Annotated in this window: 14 protein-coding genes and 2 pseudogenes; 14 read left to right on the forward strand and 2 right to left on the reverse strand. The window is 71.8% G+C overall.

Translation table 11 applies throughout. The features are described 5' to 3' along the window. A complete protein-coding gene (locus M2266_RS18435; protein ID WP_277439173.1) occupies positions 1-603 on the forward strand; it encodes a TetR/AcrR family transcriptional regulator in 603 nt (200 codons plus the stop codon). Positions 604-680: 77 nt separating this feature from the next. Next, positions 681-1433: a hypothetical protein gene (locus M2266_RS18440; protein WP_277439174.1), complete on the forward strand. Its 753-nt coding sequence runs from the start codon at positions 681-683 to the stop codon at positions 1431-1433. A 48-nt stretch (positions 1434-1481) separates the two neighbouring features. Here the strand turns inward: M2266_RS18440 and M2266_RS18445 are convergent, their stop codons facing one another. Further along, positions 1482-1964: an Lrp/AsnC family transcriptional regulator gene (locus tag M2266_RS18445; protein ID WP_277441255.1), complete on the reverse strand. Its 483-nt coding sequence runs from the start codon at positions 1962-1964 to the stop codon at positions 1482-1484. Between the two features lie 161 nt (positions 1965-2125). Between M2266_RS18445 and pdhA the strand changes: the two genes are divergently transcribed. The 12 genes and pseudogenes from pdhA (at position 2126) to M2266_RS18505 (ending at position 16520) form a co-directional block, all read left to right on the forward strand. Then, complete coding sequence (gene pdhA / locus M2266_RS18450) at positions 2126-3292, forward strand: pyruvate dehydrogenase (acetyl-transferring) E1 component subunit alpha (protein ID WP_277441256.1); 1167 nt, start codon at positions 2126-2128, stop codon at positions 3290-3292. After that, positions 3289-4311, forward strand: a complete 1023-nt coding sequence (locus M2266_RS18455; protein WP_277439175.1) for an alpha-ketoacid dehydrogenase subunit beta — start codon at positions 3289-3291, stop codon at positions 4309-4311. Before pdhA ends, M2266_RS18455 begins: the two co-directional genes overlap by 4 nt. Continuing rightward, positions 4311-5681 carry a dihydrolipoamide acetyltransferase family protein gene (locus M2266_RS18460; RefSeq protein ID WP_277439176.1) on the forward strand — a complete coding sequence of 457 codons (1371 nt, stop codon included), beginning with the start codon at positions 4311-4313 and terminating at the stop codon, positions 5679-5681. The genes M2266_RS18455 and M2266_RS18460 overlap by 1 nt, the downstream gene beginning before the upstream one ends. A 71-nt stretch (positions 5682-5752) precedes the next feature. Then, positions 5753-6693, forward strand: a pseudogene (locus M2266_RS18465) (NTP transferase domain-containing protein). Then, the gene (locus M2266_RS18470) at positions 6690-8180 is read left to right on the forward strand and encodes a molybdopterin molybdotransferase MoeA (protein ID WP_277439177.1); all 1491 of its coding nucleotides are present in this window, start codon (positions 6690-6692) and stop codon (positions 8178-8180) included. Before M2266_RS18465 ends, M2266_RS18470 begins: the two are co-directional and overlap by 4 nt. 280 nt (positions 8181-8460) lie before the next feature. Then, positions 8461-9465 carry a potassium channel family protein gene (locus M2266_RS18475; protein ID WP_277441257.1) on the forward strand — a complete coding sequence of 335 codons (1005 nt, stop codon included), beginning with the start codon at positions 8461-8463 and terminating at the stop codon, positions 9463-9465. A 10-nt stretch (positions 9466-9475) separates the two neighbouring features. Next, complete coding sequence (locus tag M2266_RS18480) at positions 9476-10432, forward strand: NAD(P)H-quinone oxidoreductase (protein WP_277439178.1); 957 nt, start codon at positions 9476-9478, stop codon at positions 10430-10432. A 778-nt stretch (positions 10433-11210) separates the two neighbouring features. Beyond that, positions 11211-11399 (forward strand): hypothetical protein, encoded by a 189-nt coding sequence (locus M2266_RS18485; RefSeq protein ID WP_277439179.1) that lies wholly within the window; start codon positions 11211-11213, stop codon positions 11397-11399. Between the two features lie 86 nt (positions 11400-11485). After that, positions 11486-12166, forward strand: coding sequence for a PadR family transcriptional regulator (locus M2266_RS18490; RefSeq protein WP_277439180.1), 681 nt, complete (start codon positions 11486-11488; stop codon positions 12164-12166). Between the two features lie 94 nt (positions 12167-12260). Continuing rightward, a pseudogene (locus M2266_RS18495) lies at positions 12261-12999 on the forward strand (ABC transporter ATP-binding protein). Continuing rightward, positions 12996-15848 (forward strand): ABC transporter permease, encoded by a 2853-nt coding sequence (locus tag M2266_RS18500; protein ID WP_277439181.1) that lies wholly within the window; start codon positions 12996-12998, stop codon positions 15846-15848. Before M2266_RS18495 ends, M2266_RS18500 begins: the two are co-directional and overlap by 4 nt. A 126-nt stretch (positions 15849-15974) precedes the next feature. Beyond that, positions 15975-16520 carry a bacterial proteasome activator family protein gene (locus tag M2266_RS18505; RefSeq protein ID WP_277439182.1) on the forward strand — a complete coding sequence of 182 codons (546 nt, stop codon included), beginning with the start codon at positions 15975-15977 and terminating at the stop codon, positions 16518-16520. Between the two features lie 76 nt (positions 16521-16596). Here the strand turns inward: M2266_RS18505 and M2266_RS18510 are convergent, their stop codons facing one another. Then, complete coding sequence (locus M2266_RS18510) at positions 16597-18318, reverse strand: protein kinase (protein WP_277439183.1); 1722 nt, start codon at positions 18316-18318, stop codon at positions 16597-16599. Positions 18319-18477 lie beyond the last annotated feature (159 nt).

Raw genomic sequence — 18477 nt, forward strand, 5'->3', positions numbered from 1 at the left:
ATGGCCGAGCCCCCCAGTCCCCGCGTCAAACGGGACACGTACACCCCCGACACGCTGCTCGCCGTCGCCGTCGAGGTGTTCAACGACCGCGGTTACGACGGCACCTCGATGGAGGACCTCTCCCGCGCGGCCGGAATCTCCAAGTCCTCGATCTACCACCATGTGCGCGGCAAGGAGGAGCTGCTCCACCGCGCCGTCGGGCGGGCGCTGGACGGTCTGTTCGGCATTCTGGAGGAGCCGCGGGCACGGCAGGGGCGGGCCATCGAGCGGTTGGAGTACGTCACCCGGCGTACCGCCGAGGTGCTCATGGAGGAGCTGCCCTACGTCACCCTGCTGCTGCGGGTGCGCGGGAACACCAGCACCGAGCGCTGGGCGATGGAGCGGCGCCGGGAGTTCGACCAGCGGGTGTCCGACCTGCTGAAGGCCGCCGCGAGCGAGGGCGATCTCCGCTCCGACATGGACATCCGGCTGGCGACGCGGCTGCTCTTCGGCATGATCAACTCCATCGTGGAGTGGTACCGGCCCGAGGCGAAGGGCGCGATCGACGGCGAACACGTCGCGGACGCCGCGGTGCGCCTCGCTTTCGAGGGGCTGCGCACGTAGCCGAGCGCCGCGCGCGGAGCCGAACCGTGAGGTCCAGACCATTGACCTCCGGGCCGGGCCGCCGACACCATCCAGCCATGTACGCAGCTGGACGTATCCGGATCCTCCGCGCGGTCTCCGCCGTGGCCCTCGCCACCGCGCTCCCCCTGTTCCTGACGTCCTGCGGCGACGGCGGCGGGGCGACGGCGGAGTCGTCCGCGACCGCCCCGGTGAAGACGTTCGATTGTCTGACCGAAGCCCAGGCCAAGGCAGGCTCGATCACGTTCAAGGACACCGGCGGCAACGCGGTGGACGGCTATCTTGCAGGCGCCGGAACCACCGGGATCGTGCTCGCGCACCAGGCGGACGGCAATGTCTGCCAGTGGGTGCCCAAGGCGCTCGAGCTGGCCGGGAGCGGCTATCGGGTGCTGGCGATCGACTCCAACGGCGACGAGCCGCCCGAGGTCGTCGCGGGCGCCCAGCTGCTTCGCAGCAAGGGGGCGAAGAAACTGGTGCTCATGGGCGCCTCGAAGGGCGGCACTTCGGTGCTGGCCGCCGCCGCGAAAGTGGCGCCGGCGCCGGACGCGGTCGTCTCGCTCTCCGCGCCCGAGCGATACGGGCAGATGGACGCGGCGGCCGCCGTCCCGGGACTGACCGCGCCGATCCTCTACATGGCGGCGGACGGGGACACCGCGTTCGCCGACTCCACCAAGGCCCTCAGCAAGGCCTCGGTGAAGGCCGCGGAGAACTCCCTGTACATCGTGACCGGGGCGAACCACGGGGTGTCGATGCTCGACGACGCAGGGAACTGGGCGAAGGTCACCGCGTTCCTGAAGAAGTACGGCGGCTGAGGGAGTACCTCAGGGGACACGGCGGTCCAGGGTGCGACCCCGTTCGGCTCAGTCGTCGACGACGAGGTCCGTCTCCTCGAAGACCAGGAGCGTCCGGCTGCTGAGGACCTCCGGTATGGCCTGGATGCGGGTCAGCACGAGCTCGCGGAGGCTGCGGTTGTCCGCGGTGTGTACCAGCATCAAAACGTCGAAATCACCACTCACCAGGGCAATGTGGGCTACACCCGGAAGAGTGAGAAGTGTTTCCCGGACCGTCCGCCACGAGTTCTGAACGATCTTCAGGGTGATGTACGCCGACGCGCCCTGCCCGGCGCGTTCGTGGTCCACCCGCGCGGTGAATCCGCGGATGACGCCGTCCTCGATGAGGCGGTTGATCCGGGCGTAGGCGTTCGCCCGCGAAACGTGCACGCGCTCGGCCACAGAACGGATCGAGGCCCTTCCGTCCTCCTGCAGCAGTCGCAGAATCGTCCGGTCGATGGCATCGAGGGGGCGACTGTGCGGATCGGGCTCGGCCATCTGTTCTCGCGGCATGCCCCCGGACCTCCTTACCATGGACGGACTGGCTCCATTCCAGGCTGTGCAGAACCGTTTGTCCACAGGCTGAACGTACCTGTGGCCAAAATGCCTCCGACAACCGAACAATCGGTTGGGAGGACGTGATCCGTCCTCCAACCTACGAGGAGGTGCTCGCGATGACCGTCATGGACCAGAAACCCGCCCCTGGCCACAGGCATGGGGGACCCCAGCGCCCCCCCATCGACGCCACGCCGCTGCTGCCCGAGACGGAGCCGTTCCGGCTGCTGGGCACCCCCGACGCCGCCAAGCTCGACCCGGCGCTCCTCACCGAGCTCTACGGCCAGCTCGTGCGCGGCCGCAGATACAACCGGCAGGCCACCGCGCTGACCCGGCAGGGCCGGCTGGCCGTCTACCCCTCCAGTACAGGTCAGGAGGCGTGCGAGGTTGCCGCCGCGCTGGCGCTGCGCCCCCAGGACTGGCTCTTCCCGAGCTACCGCGACACTCTCGCCGTCATCGCCCGCGGCGTGGACCCCGTCGAGGCGCTCACCCTGCTGCGCGGCGACTGGCACACCGGCTACGACCCGCGCGAACACCACGTGGCACCGCTCAGCACCCCGCTGGCCACCCAGCTGCCGCACGCGGTCGGCCTCGCGCACGCCGCCCGCCTCAAGGGCGACGACGTCGTCGCGCTCGCCATGGTCGGCGACGGCGGCACCAGCGAGGGCGATTTCCACGAGGCGCTGAACTTCGCGGCTGTCTGGAACGCGCCGGTCGTCTTCCTCGTGCAGAACAACGGCTTCGCCATCTCCGTGCCGCTCGACAAGCAGAGCGCCGCCCCCTCGCTCGCCCACAAGGCGGTCGGTTACGGCATGCCGGGCCGGCTTGTGGACGGGAACGACGCCGCCGCCGTGCACCAGGTGCTCACCGAGGCCGTGGACCGGGCCCGCGCGGGACGGGGACCGACCCTCCTCGAGGCGATCACGTACCGCATGGAGGCGCACACCAACGCGGACGACGCCACCCGCTACCGGGACGACTCGGAGGTCGAGGCCTGGCGCGCACACGACCCGATCGTCCTGCTGGAGCGGGAGCTGAACGAGCGCGGGCTGCTCGACGACACGATGCGGCACGTCGCCGAGGAGGCCGCCGAGAAGATGGCCGCGGACCTGCGCGAGCGGATGAACGCGGAGCCGCTGCTGGACCCGATGGACCTCTTCACCCACGTCTACGCCGAGCCGACCCCCCAACTGCGGGAGCAGGCGGCCATGCTGCGCGCCGAACTCGACGCCGAACTCGACGGCGGGCAGACCGACCACACCGAGCACGCCGGAGCCGGTTCATGAGCACAGCGACCGCCCCCGCCCCCGTCACCGCGCGCAAGCCCGCCACCATGGCGCAGGCGCTCAACCGGGCACTGCGGGACGCCATGGCCGCGGATCCGGCCGTGCACGTGCTCGGTGAGGACGTCGGCGCTCTCGGCGGCGTCTTCCGGATCACGGACGGCCTCACCAAGGAGTTCGGCGAGACCCGCTGTACGGACACGCCGCTCGCCGAGGCGGGAATCCTCGGCACCGCCGTCGGCATGGCGATGTACGGGCTGCGGCCGGTCGTCGAGATGCAGTTCGACGCCTTCGCCTACCCCTCCTTCGAGCAGCTGATCAGCCATGTGGCCAAGATGCGCAACCGCACCCGCGGGGCGGTGCCGCTGCCGATCACGATCCGGGTGCCCTACGGCGGCGGCATCGGCGGTGTGGAGCACCACAGCGACTCCTCGGAGGCCTACTACCTGCACACGCCGGGCCTGCACGTGGTCACCCCGGCGACGGTCGGGGACGCTTACGGGCTGCTGCGGGCGGCCATCGCCTCAGACGATCCGGTGGTCTTCCTGGAGCCGAAGCGGCTCTACTGGTCGAAGGACGACTGGAACCCCGATGAGCCCGCCGCGGTGGAGCCGATAGGACGCGCCGTCGTGCGGCGCCCGGGGCGCAGCGCCACCCTCATCACGTACGGACCCTCGCTGCCGGTCTGCCTCGAAGCGGCGGAAGCGGCGCGCGAGGAAGGCTGGGACCTCGAGGTCCTGGACCTGCGCAGCCTGGTCCCCTTCGACGACGAGACGGTCGCGGCGGCGGTGCGCAGGACGGGCCGGGCGGTCGTCGTGCACGAGTCCGCCGGGTTCGGCGGTGCGGGAGCGGAGATCGCGGCCCGGGTCACCGAGCGCTGCTTCCACCACCTCGAAGCCCCGGTCCTGCGGGTCGCAGGCTTTGACATCCCGTATCCGCCACCGATGCTGGAGCGGCACCACCTGCCCAGCGTGGACCGGATCCTGGACGCGGTCGGCCGGCTCCAGTGGGAGGCGCGCTGATGGCCGTCGTGAAGGAGTTCACCCTCCCCGACCTGGGAGAAGGGCTGACCGAGGCGGAGATCGTCCGCTGGCTGGTGCAGGTCGGCGAGGTCGTCGCCATCGACCAGCCGGTCGTCGAGGTCGAGACGGCGAAGGCCGTGGTCGAAGTCCCGTGCCCCTACGGCGGGGTCGTCACCGCCCGGTACGGAGCGGAAGGTGAATCGCTGGCCGTGGGCCGTCCCCTGATCACGGTGGCGGTCGGACCCGCGATGGGTTCCGGCGCGTCCGGCGGAAGTTCCGGCAGTGCCGCCGGTGGCGGCGCATCCGAGGGTTCGGGCAACGTCCTGGTCGGCTACGGCACGACCGCGCCGGGTGCGCGCCGCCGCCGCGTCCGGCCGGCGGCAGCCGCCGTCGCGGTGGCACCCGCAGCGCAGCCCGCACCCGCACCCACCCCCGCACCCGTCTCCGCAGCCATCCGGGAGACGTCGTCTGTCGACGGGCCCGTGGCGGTCATCTCGCCGCTGGTGCGGCGGATCGCCCGGGAGCACCGGCTCGACCTGCGGTCGCTGACGGGCTCGGGCCCCGACGGACTGATCCTGCGCGCCGATGTGGAGCGGGCGGTCGCCGCGAACGGTTCGGGCGAGGCAGTGGCACCGGTCCTGACAGCACCGGCGTCGACGGCCGGGCCGGCCGCCGACGCGGCGGGGGAGCGCGTGCCGTTGCGGGGGATCCGGGGAGCGGTGGCCGAGAAGCTCAGCCGCAGCCGCCGGGAGATACCCGACGCCACCTGCTGGGTGGACGCCGACGCGACGGAGCTGCTCGCGGCCAGGGCGGCCATGAACGCGGGCGGCGGCCCGAAGGTGTCCGTGCTCGCGCTGCTCGCGCGGATCTGTACGGCGGCACTGGCGCGGTATCCGGAGCTCAACGCCACCGTCGACACCGAGCGAAACGAGATCGTGCGGCTGCCGGCCGTGCACATCGGCTTCGCCGCGCAGACGGAACGCGGGCTGATGGTCCCGGTCGTCAAGGACGCCCAGGCGCGGACCACCACGGGCCTGTCGGCAGAGATGACCCGTCTCACCGAGGCGGCCCGCACCGGCCGTCTCACGCCCGCGGACCTCACCGGTGGCACGTTCACCCTCAACAACTACGGAGTGTTCGGTGTCGACGGCTCGACGCCGATCATCAACCACCCCGAGGCCGCGATGCTCGGAGTCGGCCGTATAGCCGCCAAACCCTGGGTCCACCAGGGTGAGCTGGCCGTACGCCAGATCGTCCAGCTGTCGTTCACGTTCGACCACCGGGTCTGCGACGGCGGTACGGCGGGCGGCTTCCTGCGGTTCGTCGCCGACTGCGTGGAACAGCCGGCGGTGCTGCTCGCCGCCGTCTGAGCCGAGGGGCCCGACCTCGGCTCAGGGCGGTGCGGAACCGACGGTCAGGGCCTCACGGCATACTGCGCGGCATGAGTGCACATGACGCCGTGGTGCTGGCGGGTGGCGCCGCCAGGCGCCTGGGCGGGGCGGACAAGCCGGGGCTGGAGGTCGCGGGGCGGCCGCTGCTCGACCGGGTGCTGGAAGCCTGCGAGGGCGCTGTCGACACGGTCGTCGTCGGTCCGCGCAGGCCCACCGGGCGGCCGGTGCTGTGGGCCAGGGAGGAGCCGCCGGGCGGCGGACCGCTGCCCGCCCTCGCCGCCGGTCTGACGCGGGCCGGCTCGGACACGGTGCTGGTGTTCGCCGCCGACATGCCGTTCCTGACGCGGGCGACGGCGGACGCCCTGCGGGAGGCGCTGCGGCGCGCGGCGGACGTGGACGGCGTGGTGCTGACCGATCCGTCCGGCCGGGACCAGCCGCTGGCCGCGGCCTACCGTACGGAGGCCCTGCGCCGGGGGCTGGCGCTGATCGCCACCGAGCACGGCACGCTCGCCGGACTGCCGCTGCGCCTGCTCGCCGAGGAGCTGCGACTGCACCGGCTGCCGGACCCCTCGGGTTCGGATTCCTTCGACTGCGACACCTGGGACGACATCGCCGTCGCACGGGCGCGACTGGAGCAGGGGTGAGCCTGCGCGGCGAAGGGCCGCGCATCGGGGACGATGGGCGTGTGTTGGATGAATGGATCGCCGCAGCCAAGGCCGAACTGGGGATCGAGCTCGAGGTCGACACCACAGTCCTCCTCGACCTCGCCCGTGATGCCGCGCATGGTGTCGCCCGCCCCGCCGCACCGCTGACCACCTTCCTGGTCGGCTATGCCGCCGCCCAGTCCGGTGGCGGCCCCGAGAAAGTGCGCGACGCCGCCCGCAAGGCGGCGGAACTCGCCGAACGCTGGTCCGCCGAGGCCGCACAGGCTGCCGCGGCCTCCCCGGGCAGCGATACCGGCCCTTCCGAAGCAGGGAGCCCGGCCGGATGACGGAGCAGGAGGCGGCCGCCCTCAACGCGATGGGCGAGGCCCTGATGCTCGCCAACGACGGCCGGACCGCCCACCCGAACGCGGCCGGGCTCGGCGACCGTTCCCACCCCCACCTGGGCCCCGACCGAACCCCCAGCCTCGATCCTCTCGCCACCGCGGGGCTCGACGCCGACAGCGTGCGATCCTCCGAACCCGGAACCGGGCACCGGTCCGAGCCCGGAGCCGAGGCCGGGACCGAAGCCGGAACCCGGTCCGGCACCGAGCGCGGAGCCGGAACCGAGCCCCCGCCCCGCCACCACGACCGCACGTGGCCCGAGGCCCGCAGGGCCGCGCGCGCCGCGGGCCGGCGACTGCCCGCCGTCAACCGGCCGCTCGCCGAAGCACTCGGCCACGCGCTCGCAGCCCCGCTCACCGCGCTGACCGATCTGCCGTCCTTCGACACCTCGGCGATGGACGGCTGGGCCGTGGCGGGCCCCGGCCCCTGGCGACTGGAGAGCCGGCAACTCCTCGCCGGCCAGCGGCCGGGCGTGGCGCTGCTCGACGGTCACGCCATCGTGATCGCGACCGGCGCGGCGCTCCCGCCCGGCGCCACCGCGATCATCCGCAACGAGCACGGCCGGACCGAACGGCGTACCGACGGCGAGCTGCTGTACGCCACCCGCGGCGCGCCCACCCCCGGCCAGGACGTACGCCCGCGCGCCCAGGAGTGCCGAGGGGGAGACGAACTGCTCTCCCCCGGCGTCGTCGTCACCCCCGCCGTGCTGGGTCTGGCGGCGGCCGCCGGGTACGACGAGCTGCGCGTCATCACCCGCCCCCGGGTGGAGGTGCTGATCCTCGGCGACGAGCTGCTCGACCGCGGGCTCCCCCACGCCGGATTCGTCCGCGACGCCCTCGGCCCGATGCTGACGCCGTGGCTCGAGGCGCTCGGCGCCGAGGTGACCGGCACCCGGCGCGTCGTCGACGAGGTCGGCGCCCTCACGACCGCGATCGGCGGGACCACCGCCGACCTGCTGGTCACCACCGGCGGGACGGCGGGCGGCCCGGTCGACCACGTCCACCCCGTCCTGCACACGCTGGGCGCGAAGCTGCTCGTCGACGGGGTCGCCGTACGCCCCGGCCACCCCATGCTGCTGGCCGAACTCCCCGGCGGCGGCCACCTCGTGGGGCTGCCGGGCAATCCGCTGGCGGCGGTCTCCGGCGTCATGACCCTCGTCGCTCCCCTGCTGCGCATGCTCGCGGGCCGTCCGGTGCCGGCCCCGTACACCGCGGCGCTCACGGCCGACGTGCCCGGTCATCCGACCGACACCCGGCTGGTGCCGGTCGTCTTCGACGACGAGTCGGCCGTCGTCCCGCTGCGCTTCCACGGCCCCGCCATGCTGCGGGGTCTGGCCACCGCCGACGGGTTGGCGGTCATCCCGCCCGGCGGCGCGGTGGCCGGACAGGAGACGGCGGTGCTCGACCTCGGATGGGGGACCGCGGGTTGCTGATAGCGCCCCGACACCCACCCGAACGACGCGAGCCACGAGGTGAAGCCCGGTGAAACTGCCCCGCCACGACGCCGCCGCGGGCCGGGCGGACAGTGACCCGGACACCGATGACGCCACCCGTCACGCCACCCATGACCCCACCCATGACCCCACCGGTGAGTCCACGGGTGAGTCCACGGGTGACCCCGCCCACGACCCGGCCGACGACCACGGCCGGACCGCCCACCCCGGCGCTCATCGCGCCGACCACGACAGCCCGGGGAGCCTCGCCTACCGGGTGATGTTCCCCCGGGCGGCCACGGGGCCGCTGCTCCAGGTCTCGCGCCGGCTGGCGATGGCGCTGCTCGTGCTGCTCGCCACGGTCCTCATCGTCTACCTGGACCGTGGCGGGTACCACGACAACGCGGACGACGCCGTCTCGTTGCTCGACTCGCTCTACTACGCGACGGTCACGCTCTCGACGACCGGCTACGGCGACATCGTCCCGTACAGCGTCTCCGCGCGGCTGTGCAACGTCTTCCTGGTGACGCCGCTGCGCGTCATCTTCCTGATCATTCTGGTCGGCACGACCCTCGAAGTGCTCACCGAGCGCACCCGCGAGCAATGGCGGCTCAAACGCTGGAGGTCCACTTTGCGCGACCACACCGTCATCGTCGGATACGGCACCAAGGGCCGGTCCGCCGCGCGGACGCTGCTCGGCCGGGGGATTCCCATCGAGAAGATCGTGATCGTCGATCCCAGCCCCAAGGTCGTCCAGGCGGCCACCGCCGAAGGGTTCGTCGGGGTGGTGGGCGACGCGACGCGCAATGACGTGCTGCTGCGCGCCGAGATCGAGCGCGCCAAGGAGATCGTGATCGCGGCACAGCGCGACGACACCGCCGTGCTGGTCACCCTGACCGCACGGCAGCTCAACAAGCGGGCCAACATCGTCGCCTCGGTGCGCGAGGAGGAGAACGCCCCGCTGCTGCGCCAGTCCGGCGCCAACGCGGTGATCACGAGCTCCAGCGCCGCGGGCCGGCTGCTCGGCCTGTCGATGCTCAGCCCCAGCGTGGGACGGGTGATGGACGACCTGATCACGTACGGCAGCGGGCTCGACCTCATCGAGCGGCCGGTCACCAAGGCCGAGGTGGGCAGGGCGCCGCGGGACGTGTCCGATCTCGTCGTCTCCATCAAGCGCGGCGCCCGGCTGCTGAGTTTCGACGACCCGGAAGCGGGCACGCTGCAGTTCGCCGATCGCCTGATCGCCATCCATCGCGCAGGACCTGACCTGCCGTCCGGAGAGTAGCCTCGCGACCATGTATGCGATCACCATCCCCGAAGCCGGCGGACCCGAGGCGCTCGTCTGGGCCGAGGTCCCGGATCCCGTACCCGCCGCGGGCGAGGTCCTGGTCGAGGTCGTGGCCGGCGCCGTCAACCGTGCCGATCTGCTGCAGCGCCAGGGCTTCTACGACCCGCCGCCCGGCTCGTCCCCCTATCCGGGCCTGGAGTGTTCCGGCCGGATCACCGAGCTCGGCCCCGGCGTCTCCGGTTGGGCGGTCGGCGACGAGGTGTGCGCGCTGCTCGCGGGCGGCGGTTACGCGCAGAAGGTCGCCGTGCCGGCCGGGCAGTTGCTGCCGGTGCCCAAGGGCGTTGACCTGGTGGCCGCGGCCGCGCTGCCCGAGGTCGCCTGCACCGTGTGGTCCAACGTCTTCATGGTCGCCCACCTGCGCCCTGCCGAGACGCTGCTGGTCCACGGCGGTTCGAGCGGTATCGGCACCATGGCGATCCAGCTCGCGAAGGCGGTCGGCGCCAAGGTCGCGGTGACGGCCGGCAGCGCGGAGAAGCTGGAGGCCTGCCGGGAACTGGGCGCGGACATCCTGATCAACTACCGCGAACAGGACTTCGCGGAGCTGGTCACGGCCGACGTGATCCTCGACATCATGGGCGCGAAGTACCTCGAACGGAACGTGGACGCGCTGGCGGTCAACGGCCGGCTCGTCATCATCGGGCTGCAGGGTGGCGCCAAGGGCGAGTTGAACCTCGCCAAGATGCTGTCCAAGCGGGCCGCGGTGGCCGCGACCTCGCTTCGCGGACGCCCGCTGGGCGAGAAGGCGGCCATCGTGGCGGCAGTGCGGGAGCACGTCTGGCCCCTGCTGGAGGCCGGTACGGTGCGGCCGGTCGTCGACCGCACGGTCCCGATGGCCGACGCCGCCGAGGCCCACCGGATCGTCGAGGGCAGTACGCACGTCGGGAAGGTCGTCCTGACGGTCTGAGGTCGGCCGCCCGACGGCCCGCCCCCTCTGACGCCCTGACGCCCTGACGCCTGACGCCTGGACCCCTGGCGCCCGCCCGAGATGCCGCGATTGACGCCCTGTGTGAGGCTTTGTTCCACGGTGGAGTCGGTGGCTGAGAGGGGCGGGCGTCTTGCGTTCGGCACCCGGAGGGCGAGTCGCGGCGGCAGCCGCGCTGACCGGAGCGCTCCTGCTCCTGCCGGCCGGATGCGGGCGCGTGGCGCAGGGCCCCGCGACGGTGGCGGCCGGTGTCGCGTTCGTGACGCTGCCCACCGCGCAACCCGTGATGCCCCGGATGCCGAGGCTGCCCCGGATACCCCAGCCCCTGGAACAACGGCAGCAGCCCAAGCGGCCGAAGTCACCCGTGCCGCCCAAGCCGACGCGTCCCCCCATACCCGACGTTCCGGCGTCGCCTGGGCGGCCGACGGGACCGGGTAGGCCGTCGCAGCCGCCTACATCGGAGCCGCCGAAACCCGGCACGCCGAAGCCCACCACGCCGACGCCTTCGAAGCCGAAGCCGAAGCCGAAGCCAGGCGGGCACGGATGGTCGGACCCGGACTCCCCGGACTCCCCGGACTCCCAGGTCTCCCCGGACTCCCCCGACTCACCGGACACCTCGGACGTCCCCGACCCCGACCCCGAGGATGACCTGATCGCGGCGGAGAACCCGCCTCCGGATGAGGACGGACCGGAGAGCGTGAGTGGCAGCGAGGAGTATGAACCCGCGCGCCCCCAGCCCTCCTCTTCCACCGCGGCCGCCGTGCCGCTTCCGAAGCAGCCGAGGCCGCCGACGGCACCGGTTCCGGCGCCTCCGACCGGGGCTCCCGCAACCGGCCAGGACGCCGGGGAGTCCGTCGTCCGCGCGGTGAGCGTGCTGCCGCTCGGCGCGGGTCTCGCGCTGGTGGGGCTCGGCCTCGGCTTCCTGGGACTGCGCCTCCGCAGGTCCTGATCGACCGGCCGTCCCGGTCCCCTCGCCTTCTCGTCCTTACCGCCCGTCCTTGCTCTCCGTGACCATACTCGGTATACATACTCAGTATGTCGATCCGTCACGGCCTTCTGGCCCTCCTCGATCGCGGTCCCCGCTACGGGTTCCAGCTGCGCACCGAGTTCGAGTCCCGTACCGGTTCCACCTGGCCGTTGAACGTCGGCCAGGTCTACACGACCCTCAACCGGCTGGAGCGCGACGGCCTGGTCGTGCCGGCGGGGGAGGACGACGGCGGACACGCGCTGTACGCCATCACGGATGAGGGACGCACCGAACTGCGCACCTGGTTCTCCACACCGGTGGATCGGGCCAACCCGCCCCGCAACGAGTTGGCGATCAAGCTCGCGATGGCCGTGGGCTCATCCGACATCGACATCCGTGCCGTCATCCAGGCGCAGCGCCACCACACCCTCCAGGCTCTGCAGGACTACACCCGGTTGAAGGCCCAGGCGCTCGTCGCCCTGGAGCAGGACCAGGACCGTGACGATGTCGCGTGGCTGCTCGTCATCGAACAGCTGATCTTCCAGGCGGAGGCCGAAGCCCGCTGGCTGGACCACGCGGAGACCCGGCTCGTACGGCTCGCCGACGCGGTGGCCGCCGACAAAGGCGGCGCCGACCTGAAGGACCGGAAGCCGGATCCGCTGCAGGAGAAGCCGGGTGCGAAGCCGGACGCGGCGCAGGAGCGGGGACTGCGTGGGGCGCTGGCGCGCTCGCGCCCCGGCCGCCGCTGAAAGACCGATCCGATCCGACCCGACCCGCGCTCCACCCCACGCGACGCACACCAGACCCGACCGACTCAAGACTTGATCACAGGGGGATCGACCCATGTCTGCCCAAGAGCATCAGCCCGTCCTGCAGTTGCAGGAGCTGACCCGAGTTCATGGCAGCGGCACCACGGAGGTGCACGCCCTGCGCGGCATCGACCTATCCGTCTTCCCGGGTGAACTCGTCGCCGTCATGGGGCCGTCCGGCTCCGGCAAGTCCACGCTGCTGACGATCGCGGGCGGACTCGACCTCCCCACCTCGGGCCGGGTGCTCGTCGAGGGCACCGATCTCACCACCGCGAACCGCAAGCAGATGGCCGCGCTGCGCCGCCGCAGCATCGGGTACGTCTTCCAGGACTACAACCTCATCCCGGCGCTGACCGCCGTCGAGAACGTCGCCCTGCCCCGTGAGCTCGACGGCACCTCCGCCCGCAAGGGCCCGCCGCGAGGCGCTGGCTTCGCTGCAGGAGATGGACCTCGACCACCTTGCCGACCGCTTCCCTGACGAGATGTCCGGCGGTCAGCAGCAGCGGGTCGCCATCGCCCGGGCGCTGGTCGGCGACCGCCGGCTGGTCCTGGCCGACGAGCCGACGGGTGCGCTGGACTCCGAGACCGGCGAGTCGGTGCTCGCGCTGCTGCGGGCCCGCTGCGACGCGGGCGCCGCCGGCGTCCTGGTCACCCACGAGCCGCGGTTCGCGGCCTGGGCGGACCGCGTGGTGTTCCTGCGGGACGGTTCCGTCGTCGACACGACGCTGCGCTCGTCGGCCGAGTCGCTGCTCACCGGCGGTGTGGCGCAGTGAACGGCTGGCTCCATTCCTGGCGTGCCGCGGTGCGCATCGCACGGCGCGACGCCTGGCGCTTCAAGGGACGCAGCATCCTCGTCCTCGCCATGATCGCGCTGCCGATCGTGGGCGTGAGCGCCGCGGACATCACCATCCGCAGCTCCCAGCTGTCCACCGAGCAGTCGCTGGCCCGCGACATCGGCGCCGCCGACGCCCGGCTCACCGACGCCGGTTACGACGGCCAGCCGGTCTATCAGGCGCCGGACGGCAAGAACACGGCGTTGACCAACGAGAACTCCGAGGGACACCTGGTGTCCGGCGGCAACGGCCCCGGCGTCGACATCCCGGCCGTCATCCCCGCCGGGGCGAAGACGTTGAAGGACTCCGTCGGCACGGGCAAGGTCCACACGAAGTACGGCCTGCTGAACGTCGACATCCGTGAGCTGAAGGCCTCCGACCCGGTGGCCGCCGGGATCATGGAGCTGGACCGCGGTCACTTCCCGGCCGCGCCGGACGAGGTCATCGCGACCAACGCGTTCCTCAAGTCGAGCGGGCTGCACGTCGGCTCGTCGGTCTCCGCCCGTGACCTGGCCACCAAGTACAAGATCGTCGGCGCCTACGACCTGCCCGATGACCTGAAGGTGTCGCAGATCAACGCCCTGCCGGACTCCTTCCTGGCACCGCTGGCCAAGGCTCTGAAGGCAGCCGGACGCGACGGGCCGGGCACCACGTCCACGTACCTCGTGGCCCTGGACGGTGGTTTCACGTGGAACATGGTGCAGGCCGTCAACGCCAAGAGCGTCGTCGTCCACTCCCGCGCCGTGTCGCTCGACCCGCCGGCCGCCTCCGAGGTGCCGCTGTACGTGAAGTACCCGGACTGGAACCGGAACTACGGCGGCAGCACCGCCGAGCGGGCCGCGCTGCTCGCCGTGGCCGCGACGATCGTCGGCCTGGCGATGCTGGAGATCTGCCTGCTCGCAGGCCCGGCCTTCGCCGTCGGCGCCCGCCGCTCGCGCCGCCAGCTCGGGCTGGTCGGAGCCAACGGCGGCGACCGCCGCCACATCCGCGCGATCGTGCTGTCGGGCGGTCTGGTGATCGGTGTGGTCGCCGCCGTCATCGGCACGGTGCTCGGCCTCGCGCTGACCTTCGCCCTCCGGGAGACGCTGGAGGAGTACGTCGGTGCGCGCTTCGGCGGCATCTCGCTGCGTCCGCTCGAACTCCTCGGTATCGGGCTGCTCGCGATCCTCACCGGCCTGCTGGCCGCCATCGTTCCGGCGATCGTCGCCTCCCGGCAGAGCGTGCTGGCCGCGCTGACCGGCCGCCGCGGCATCCGGCACGCCAACCGGGTACTGCCGGTACTCGGTCTCGCCGCCGTCTGCCTCGGCGTGGGGGTAGCGGTCTTCGGCTCGATGAAGACCGACAACGTGCTCGCGGTCGGCGGCGGCTCCGCCATCGCCGAACTCGGCATCGTCGCGCTGACCCCGACCCTCGTCGGGCTCTTCGGCCGGCTCGGCGGCTGGCTGCCGCTCTCCCCGCGGCTCGCCCTGCGGGACGCGGTGCGCAACCGGGGCCGTACGGCGCCTGCCGTGGCCGCCGTCCTCGCGGCCGTCGCGGGAACGGTCGCGGTGGCGACGTACACCGCCAGCAGCGACCTGGAAGCGCGCAACGGGTACGAGGCACAGGCGCCCTACGGTGTCGCGGCGGTCAGTATCGAGCGGGAGCAGGGCCGCGACCTGGACGCGGTCCGGGCGGCGGTCGAGAAGCGCTTCCCGGTCTCGTCCCGCGCGGACGTCTCCCGGGTGGTCGTCGGCAAGAAGTCCTGCGCGATGTACAGCAACACCCCCGGGTGCGGCCGGGCGGAGATGGTCCTTCCCCCGGCGAACGCGTGCCCCACGGACGGTTCGGACACCGAGACGAAGTACAGCGTCGCCGAGCGCCGGAAGCTGGCCAAGGACTGGCGCTGCGACCGCACGTTCCACTCCAGCGCCATCAGTACGGATGCCGATCTGCTGATCGGGGACGTCGGGCTGCTGCACGCGCTCGGCATCCACGACCCGGGGGCCGAGCAGGCGCTGGCGGCTCGCCACACGGTGCTCTTCGACAAGCACTACGTGGAGAAGAACCGGCTCACCTTCCGGATCGTCGAGGACTCATCGAAGCCGGTGGCCGAAGGCCAGGATCCCGTCGGACCGCTGAAGTCGTTCCCCACCTACGTGGCCAAGGACGGCACGCAGTCCTACGGTGTCCGGGCCATCATGACGCCCGCCACGGCGCAGGCCGCCGGGCTGCAGACCCTTCCCTTCGGTTCGTACTTCGTGAACGAGAAGATGCCTAGCGGCGAGCAGCGGCAGGCGCTGGACGACGATCTCGCCAAGCTGGGCGCCGATCCGGGCCTCCACGTGGAGCAGGGGTACGTCAGCGAAAACAACATCATCCTGCTGGCGCTGACCGTCTTCGCCGGCCTGGTCACCATCGGTGCCGCGGGCATCGCCACCGGCCTGGCCCAGGCGGACGCCGAGCCCGACCTGAAGACCCTGGCGGCGATCGGCGCGGATCCGCGGGTGCGCCGGACGCTGTCCGGCTTCCAGTGCGGGGTGGTGGCCGTGATGGGTGTCGTCCTCGGTTCGGCCGCGGGTGTCCTGCCCGCGATCGGGCTGCGCAAGGCCGAGGAACGGCAGCAGCTGAAGTTCTACCAGGACGCGCTGGACCGGGGCTGGGGCGGTATGAACGCACCTCCGCACATCCCGATCGTCGTTCCGTGGTCGACCCTGGCGGCCCTGCTCGTCGCCGTCCCGCTGGGCGCGGCGCTGCTGGCGGCGCTGGTGACCCGATCCCGGACCTCGCTGTCACGCCGCGAGGCGTCGTGACGGCACGTCCGGCCAGGACCCGCTCCTGACCGCTGGAATGGAGGAACGTATGCCCTCTGACGTGGTGGATCAGCCGCGTCAGGGGGCACACCTTCAGGAGAACACGGTGTGCGAGAGAATGGCGGCATGGAGATGCCGATGAACGAACGGTCGCAGGAGAGCCCGCAGGTCCTGATCGTGGGATCCGACGGAATGGCGCTCGGCGGCACCCCTGGCGGCGGCGATGAATCGCGCGAGGTTCCGGTGACAGACATGGTGGAACAGCCGGCGAAGGTCATGCGCATCGGCAGCATGATCAAGCAGCTTCTGGAAGAAGTGCGGCAGGCGCCGCTCGACGAGGCGAGCCGCGTGCGTCTCAAGGAGATCCACGCCAGTTCCGTGAAGGAACTGGAGGACGGTCTCGCCCCCGAACTGGTGGAGGAGCTGGAGCGGCTCTCCCTGCCTTTCAACGACGACTCGATCCCGACCGAGGCCGAGCTGCGCATCGCGCAGGCACAGCTGGTCGGCTGGCTGGAGGGCCTCTTCCACGGCATCCAGACGGCGCTGTTCGCCCAGCAGATGGCAGCGAGGGCCCAGCTGGAGCAGATGCGCCGTGCCCTCCCGCCGGGCGTGGGCGGGCACGAGGACGACGAGGGCGGCCACCCGAACGCCCGCTCCGGCCCGTACCTCTGACCGACGGCGAACGGCGAAGGGCCCGGCACACACCACGTGTGCCGGGCCCTTCGCGTTGCTCAGAGGTGCGGCCGGATCAGCCGGCGCCCTTGCCGGTCGAGACCCAGATGGTGATCTTGCTCGCGTCGTTCTTCTGCGTGACGTTGTAGTCCGCCAGCGCCTTGGGCGTCTGGTCGACGACAGCGCCCTTGCCCCACTGCTGCTCGTTCGTGTACTTCACCGTGTACTTCCACCCCGCGGCCTTCAGGCACGCCTCGACGGAATCCCGGTACTTGGTGTTGAACTGCGGGAACAGGACCACGTTCGGGTCCGTGTTGGTGAAGCCCTGGGTTGCCCCGGTGCACGCCGACGACTCCAGCGTCCGGGTCTTGTCACCCTCGACGATCCCGCCGTTGTTCGCCGCGGTCGTCGACGGGGAGGTCCCACCGCTGGAGGCCCCCGGCACGTACTGGCTGGACTGGTTGGTGGACGGGGAGACGTCGCTGCCCTTGCCGGCGGTGTCGTCCTTGCCGCCCTGGTTCCAGATGATCAGGCCGACGATCAGGGCGACGGCGACCACGGCCACCGTCGCGGCGATCAGGACGGTCCGGTTCGACCGGCCGCCGTTGCCCCCGCCGCCCGCGTGCCCGCCGGGAGCACCGTGCTGCATCGGGTACCCGGCCGTCGGAGCGGGTGTCTGGTACTGCGGCGCCTGCTGCTGGACCTGCTGCGGATAGCCGTACGCGGCCGGAGTGGCGGGCGCCGGGGTGCCGTAGGCGCTGTGCTGCGGCGCGGGCGCCTGGTACGGGCTGTGGACGTTCGGCGGCGGGGTGTGCAGACCGCCCGGGACGGGCGGGAAGACCGACGCGGAGACGCCCTCGCCGCGGCTGCCGGCGGGCGGGCCCCCGCCGATGATCAGCGGGGTGGTGCCGGCCTGCGTCGTGCGGCCGACCCGCTCCAGCTCGTCGTGCATGGCGTCCGCGGTCGGGAAGCGCTCCGCCGGGTTCTTCTTCAGGGCGCGCGCGATCAGCGCGTCGACCCCGGGGGTGATCGCCCGGTTGTACTGCGACGGTGCGGGCGGGATCTCCTGCACGTGCTGGTACGCCATGCCCAGCGGCGAGTCGGACTCGAACGGGATCCGGCCGGTCGTCAGCTCGAAGAGCATGCAGCCGACGGAGTACAGGTCGGACCGCTCGTCGACGCCGCGCCCCAGCGCCTGCTCGGGGGACAGGTACTGCGGGGTGCCGACGACCATGCCGGTCTGCGTCATCGACGTCACACCGGACTGCATGGCCCGGGCGATGCCGAAGTCCATGACCTTCACCACACCACGCTTGGTCACCATCACGTTACCGGGCTTGATGTCGCGGTGCACCAGGCCCATCTCGTGGCTGACCGCGAGCGCGGCCAGCACGTCTCCGGTGATCTTCAGCGCCTTCTCGGTGGGCATCGCGCCGTACTGCGCGACGTCCTCGGCCAGCACCACGTTGAGCGGCTTGCCCTCGACGTACTCCATGACGATGTACGGGACCATCGCGCCGTCGAGGGTGTCCTCGCCCGAGTCGAACACCGAGACGATGTTGGTGTGGTTCAGCTTGGCCACGGCCTGCGCCTCGCGGCGGAACCGCTCACGGAAGGACTGCTCGTTCCCCAGGCTCGTGTGCAGCGTCTTGACGGCGACCGGGCGGTCCAGCACCGTGTCGTGTCCCAGGTGCACCGAAGCCATGCCGCCCTCGCCGAGGAGATCGCGCAGAACGTAGCGACCGCCTCCGACCGAGCGACCCGCGTAATTGGGCTGCGCGCCGTCCCCGCTGCTCATCTGTACCGCTTCCCCCTAGAGAAGGCCCTCGCCCCGCGAGCTTGCCCGCCAAGTTTGGCTTATCGCGCGGGCACGTCAAGTTTGGTGACCATCTCGTCACCTGATGCGCATGGGGCCCATACACGAGCGGCCCGCCACCGTCCCCGGAGACGGTAGCGT

The organism is Streptomyces sp. SPB162, assembly GCF_029504575.1.
Classification (GTDB): Bacteria; Actinomycetota; Actinomycetes; order Streptomycetales; family Streptomycetaceae; genus Actinacidiphila.

What these genes read in the sequence shown, in the direction of transcription:
- M2266_RS18435 (WP_277439173.1), top strand. Translation starts at nt 1, where the DNA reads ATGGCCGAGCCCCCCAGTCCCCGCGTCAAACGGGACACGTACACCCCC.
- M2266_RS18440 (WP_277439174.1), top strand. Translation starts at nt 681, where the DNA reads ATGTACGCAGCTGGACGTATCCGGATCCTCCGCGCGGTCTCCGCCGTG.
- M2266_RS18445 (WP_277441255.1), bottom strand. Translation starts at nt 1,964, where the DNA reads ATGCCGCGAGAACAGATGGCCGAGCCCGATCCGCACAGTCGCCCCCTC.
- pdhA (WP_277441256.1), top strand. Translation starts at nt 2,126, where the DNA reads ATGACCGTCATGGACCAGAAACCCGCCCCTGGCCACAGGCATGGGGGA.
- M2266_RS18455 (WP_277439175.1), top strand. Translation starts at nt 3,289, where the DNA reads ATGAGCACAGCGACCGCCCCCGCCCCCGTCACCGCGCGCAAGCCCGCC.
- M2266_RS18460 (WP_277439176.1), top strand. Translation starts at nt 4,311, where the DNA reads ATGGCCGTCGTGAAGGAGTTCACCCTCCCCGACCTGGGAGAAGGGCTG.
- M2266_RS18470 (WP_277439177.1), top strand. Translation starts at nt 6,690, where the DNA reads ATGACGGAGCAGGAGGCGGCCGCCCTCAACGCGATGGGCGAGGCCCTG.
- M2266_RS18475 (WP_277441257.1), top strand. Translation starts at nt 8,461, where the DNA reads ATGTTCCCCCGGGCGGCCACGGGGCCGCTGCTCCAGGTCTCGCGCCGG.
- M2266_RS18480 (WP_277439178.1), top strand. Translation starts at nt 9,476, where the DNA reads ATGTATGCGATCACCATCCCCGAAGCCGGCGGACCCGAGGCGCTCGTC.
- M2266_RS18490 (WP_277439180.1), top strand. Translation starts at nt 11,486, where the DNA reads ATGTCGATCCGTCACGGCCTTCTGGCCCTCCTCGATCGCGGTCCCCGC.
- M2266_RS18505 (WP_277439182.1), top strand. Translation starts at nt 15,975, where the DNA reads ATGGAGATGCCGATGAACGAACGGTCGCAGGAGAGCCCGCAGGTCCTG.
- M2266_RS18510 (WP_277439183.1), bottom strand. Translation starts at nt 18,318, where the DNA reads ATGAGCAGCGGGGACGGCGCGCAGCCCAATTACGCGGGTCGCTCGGTC.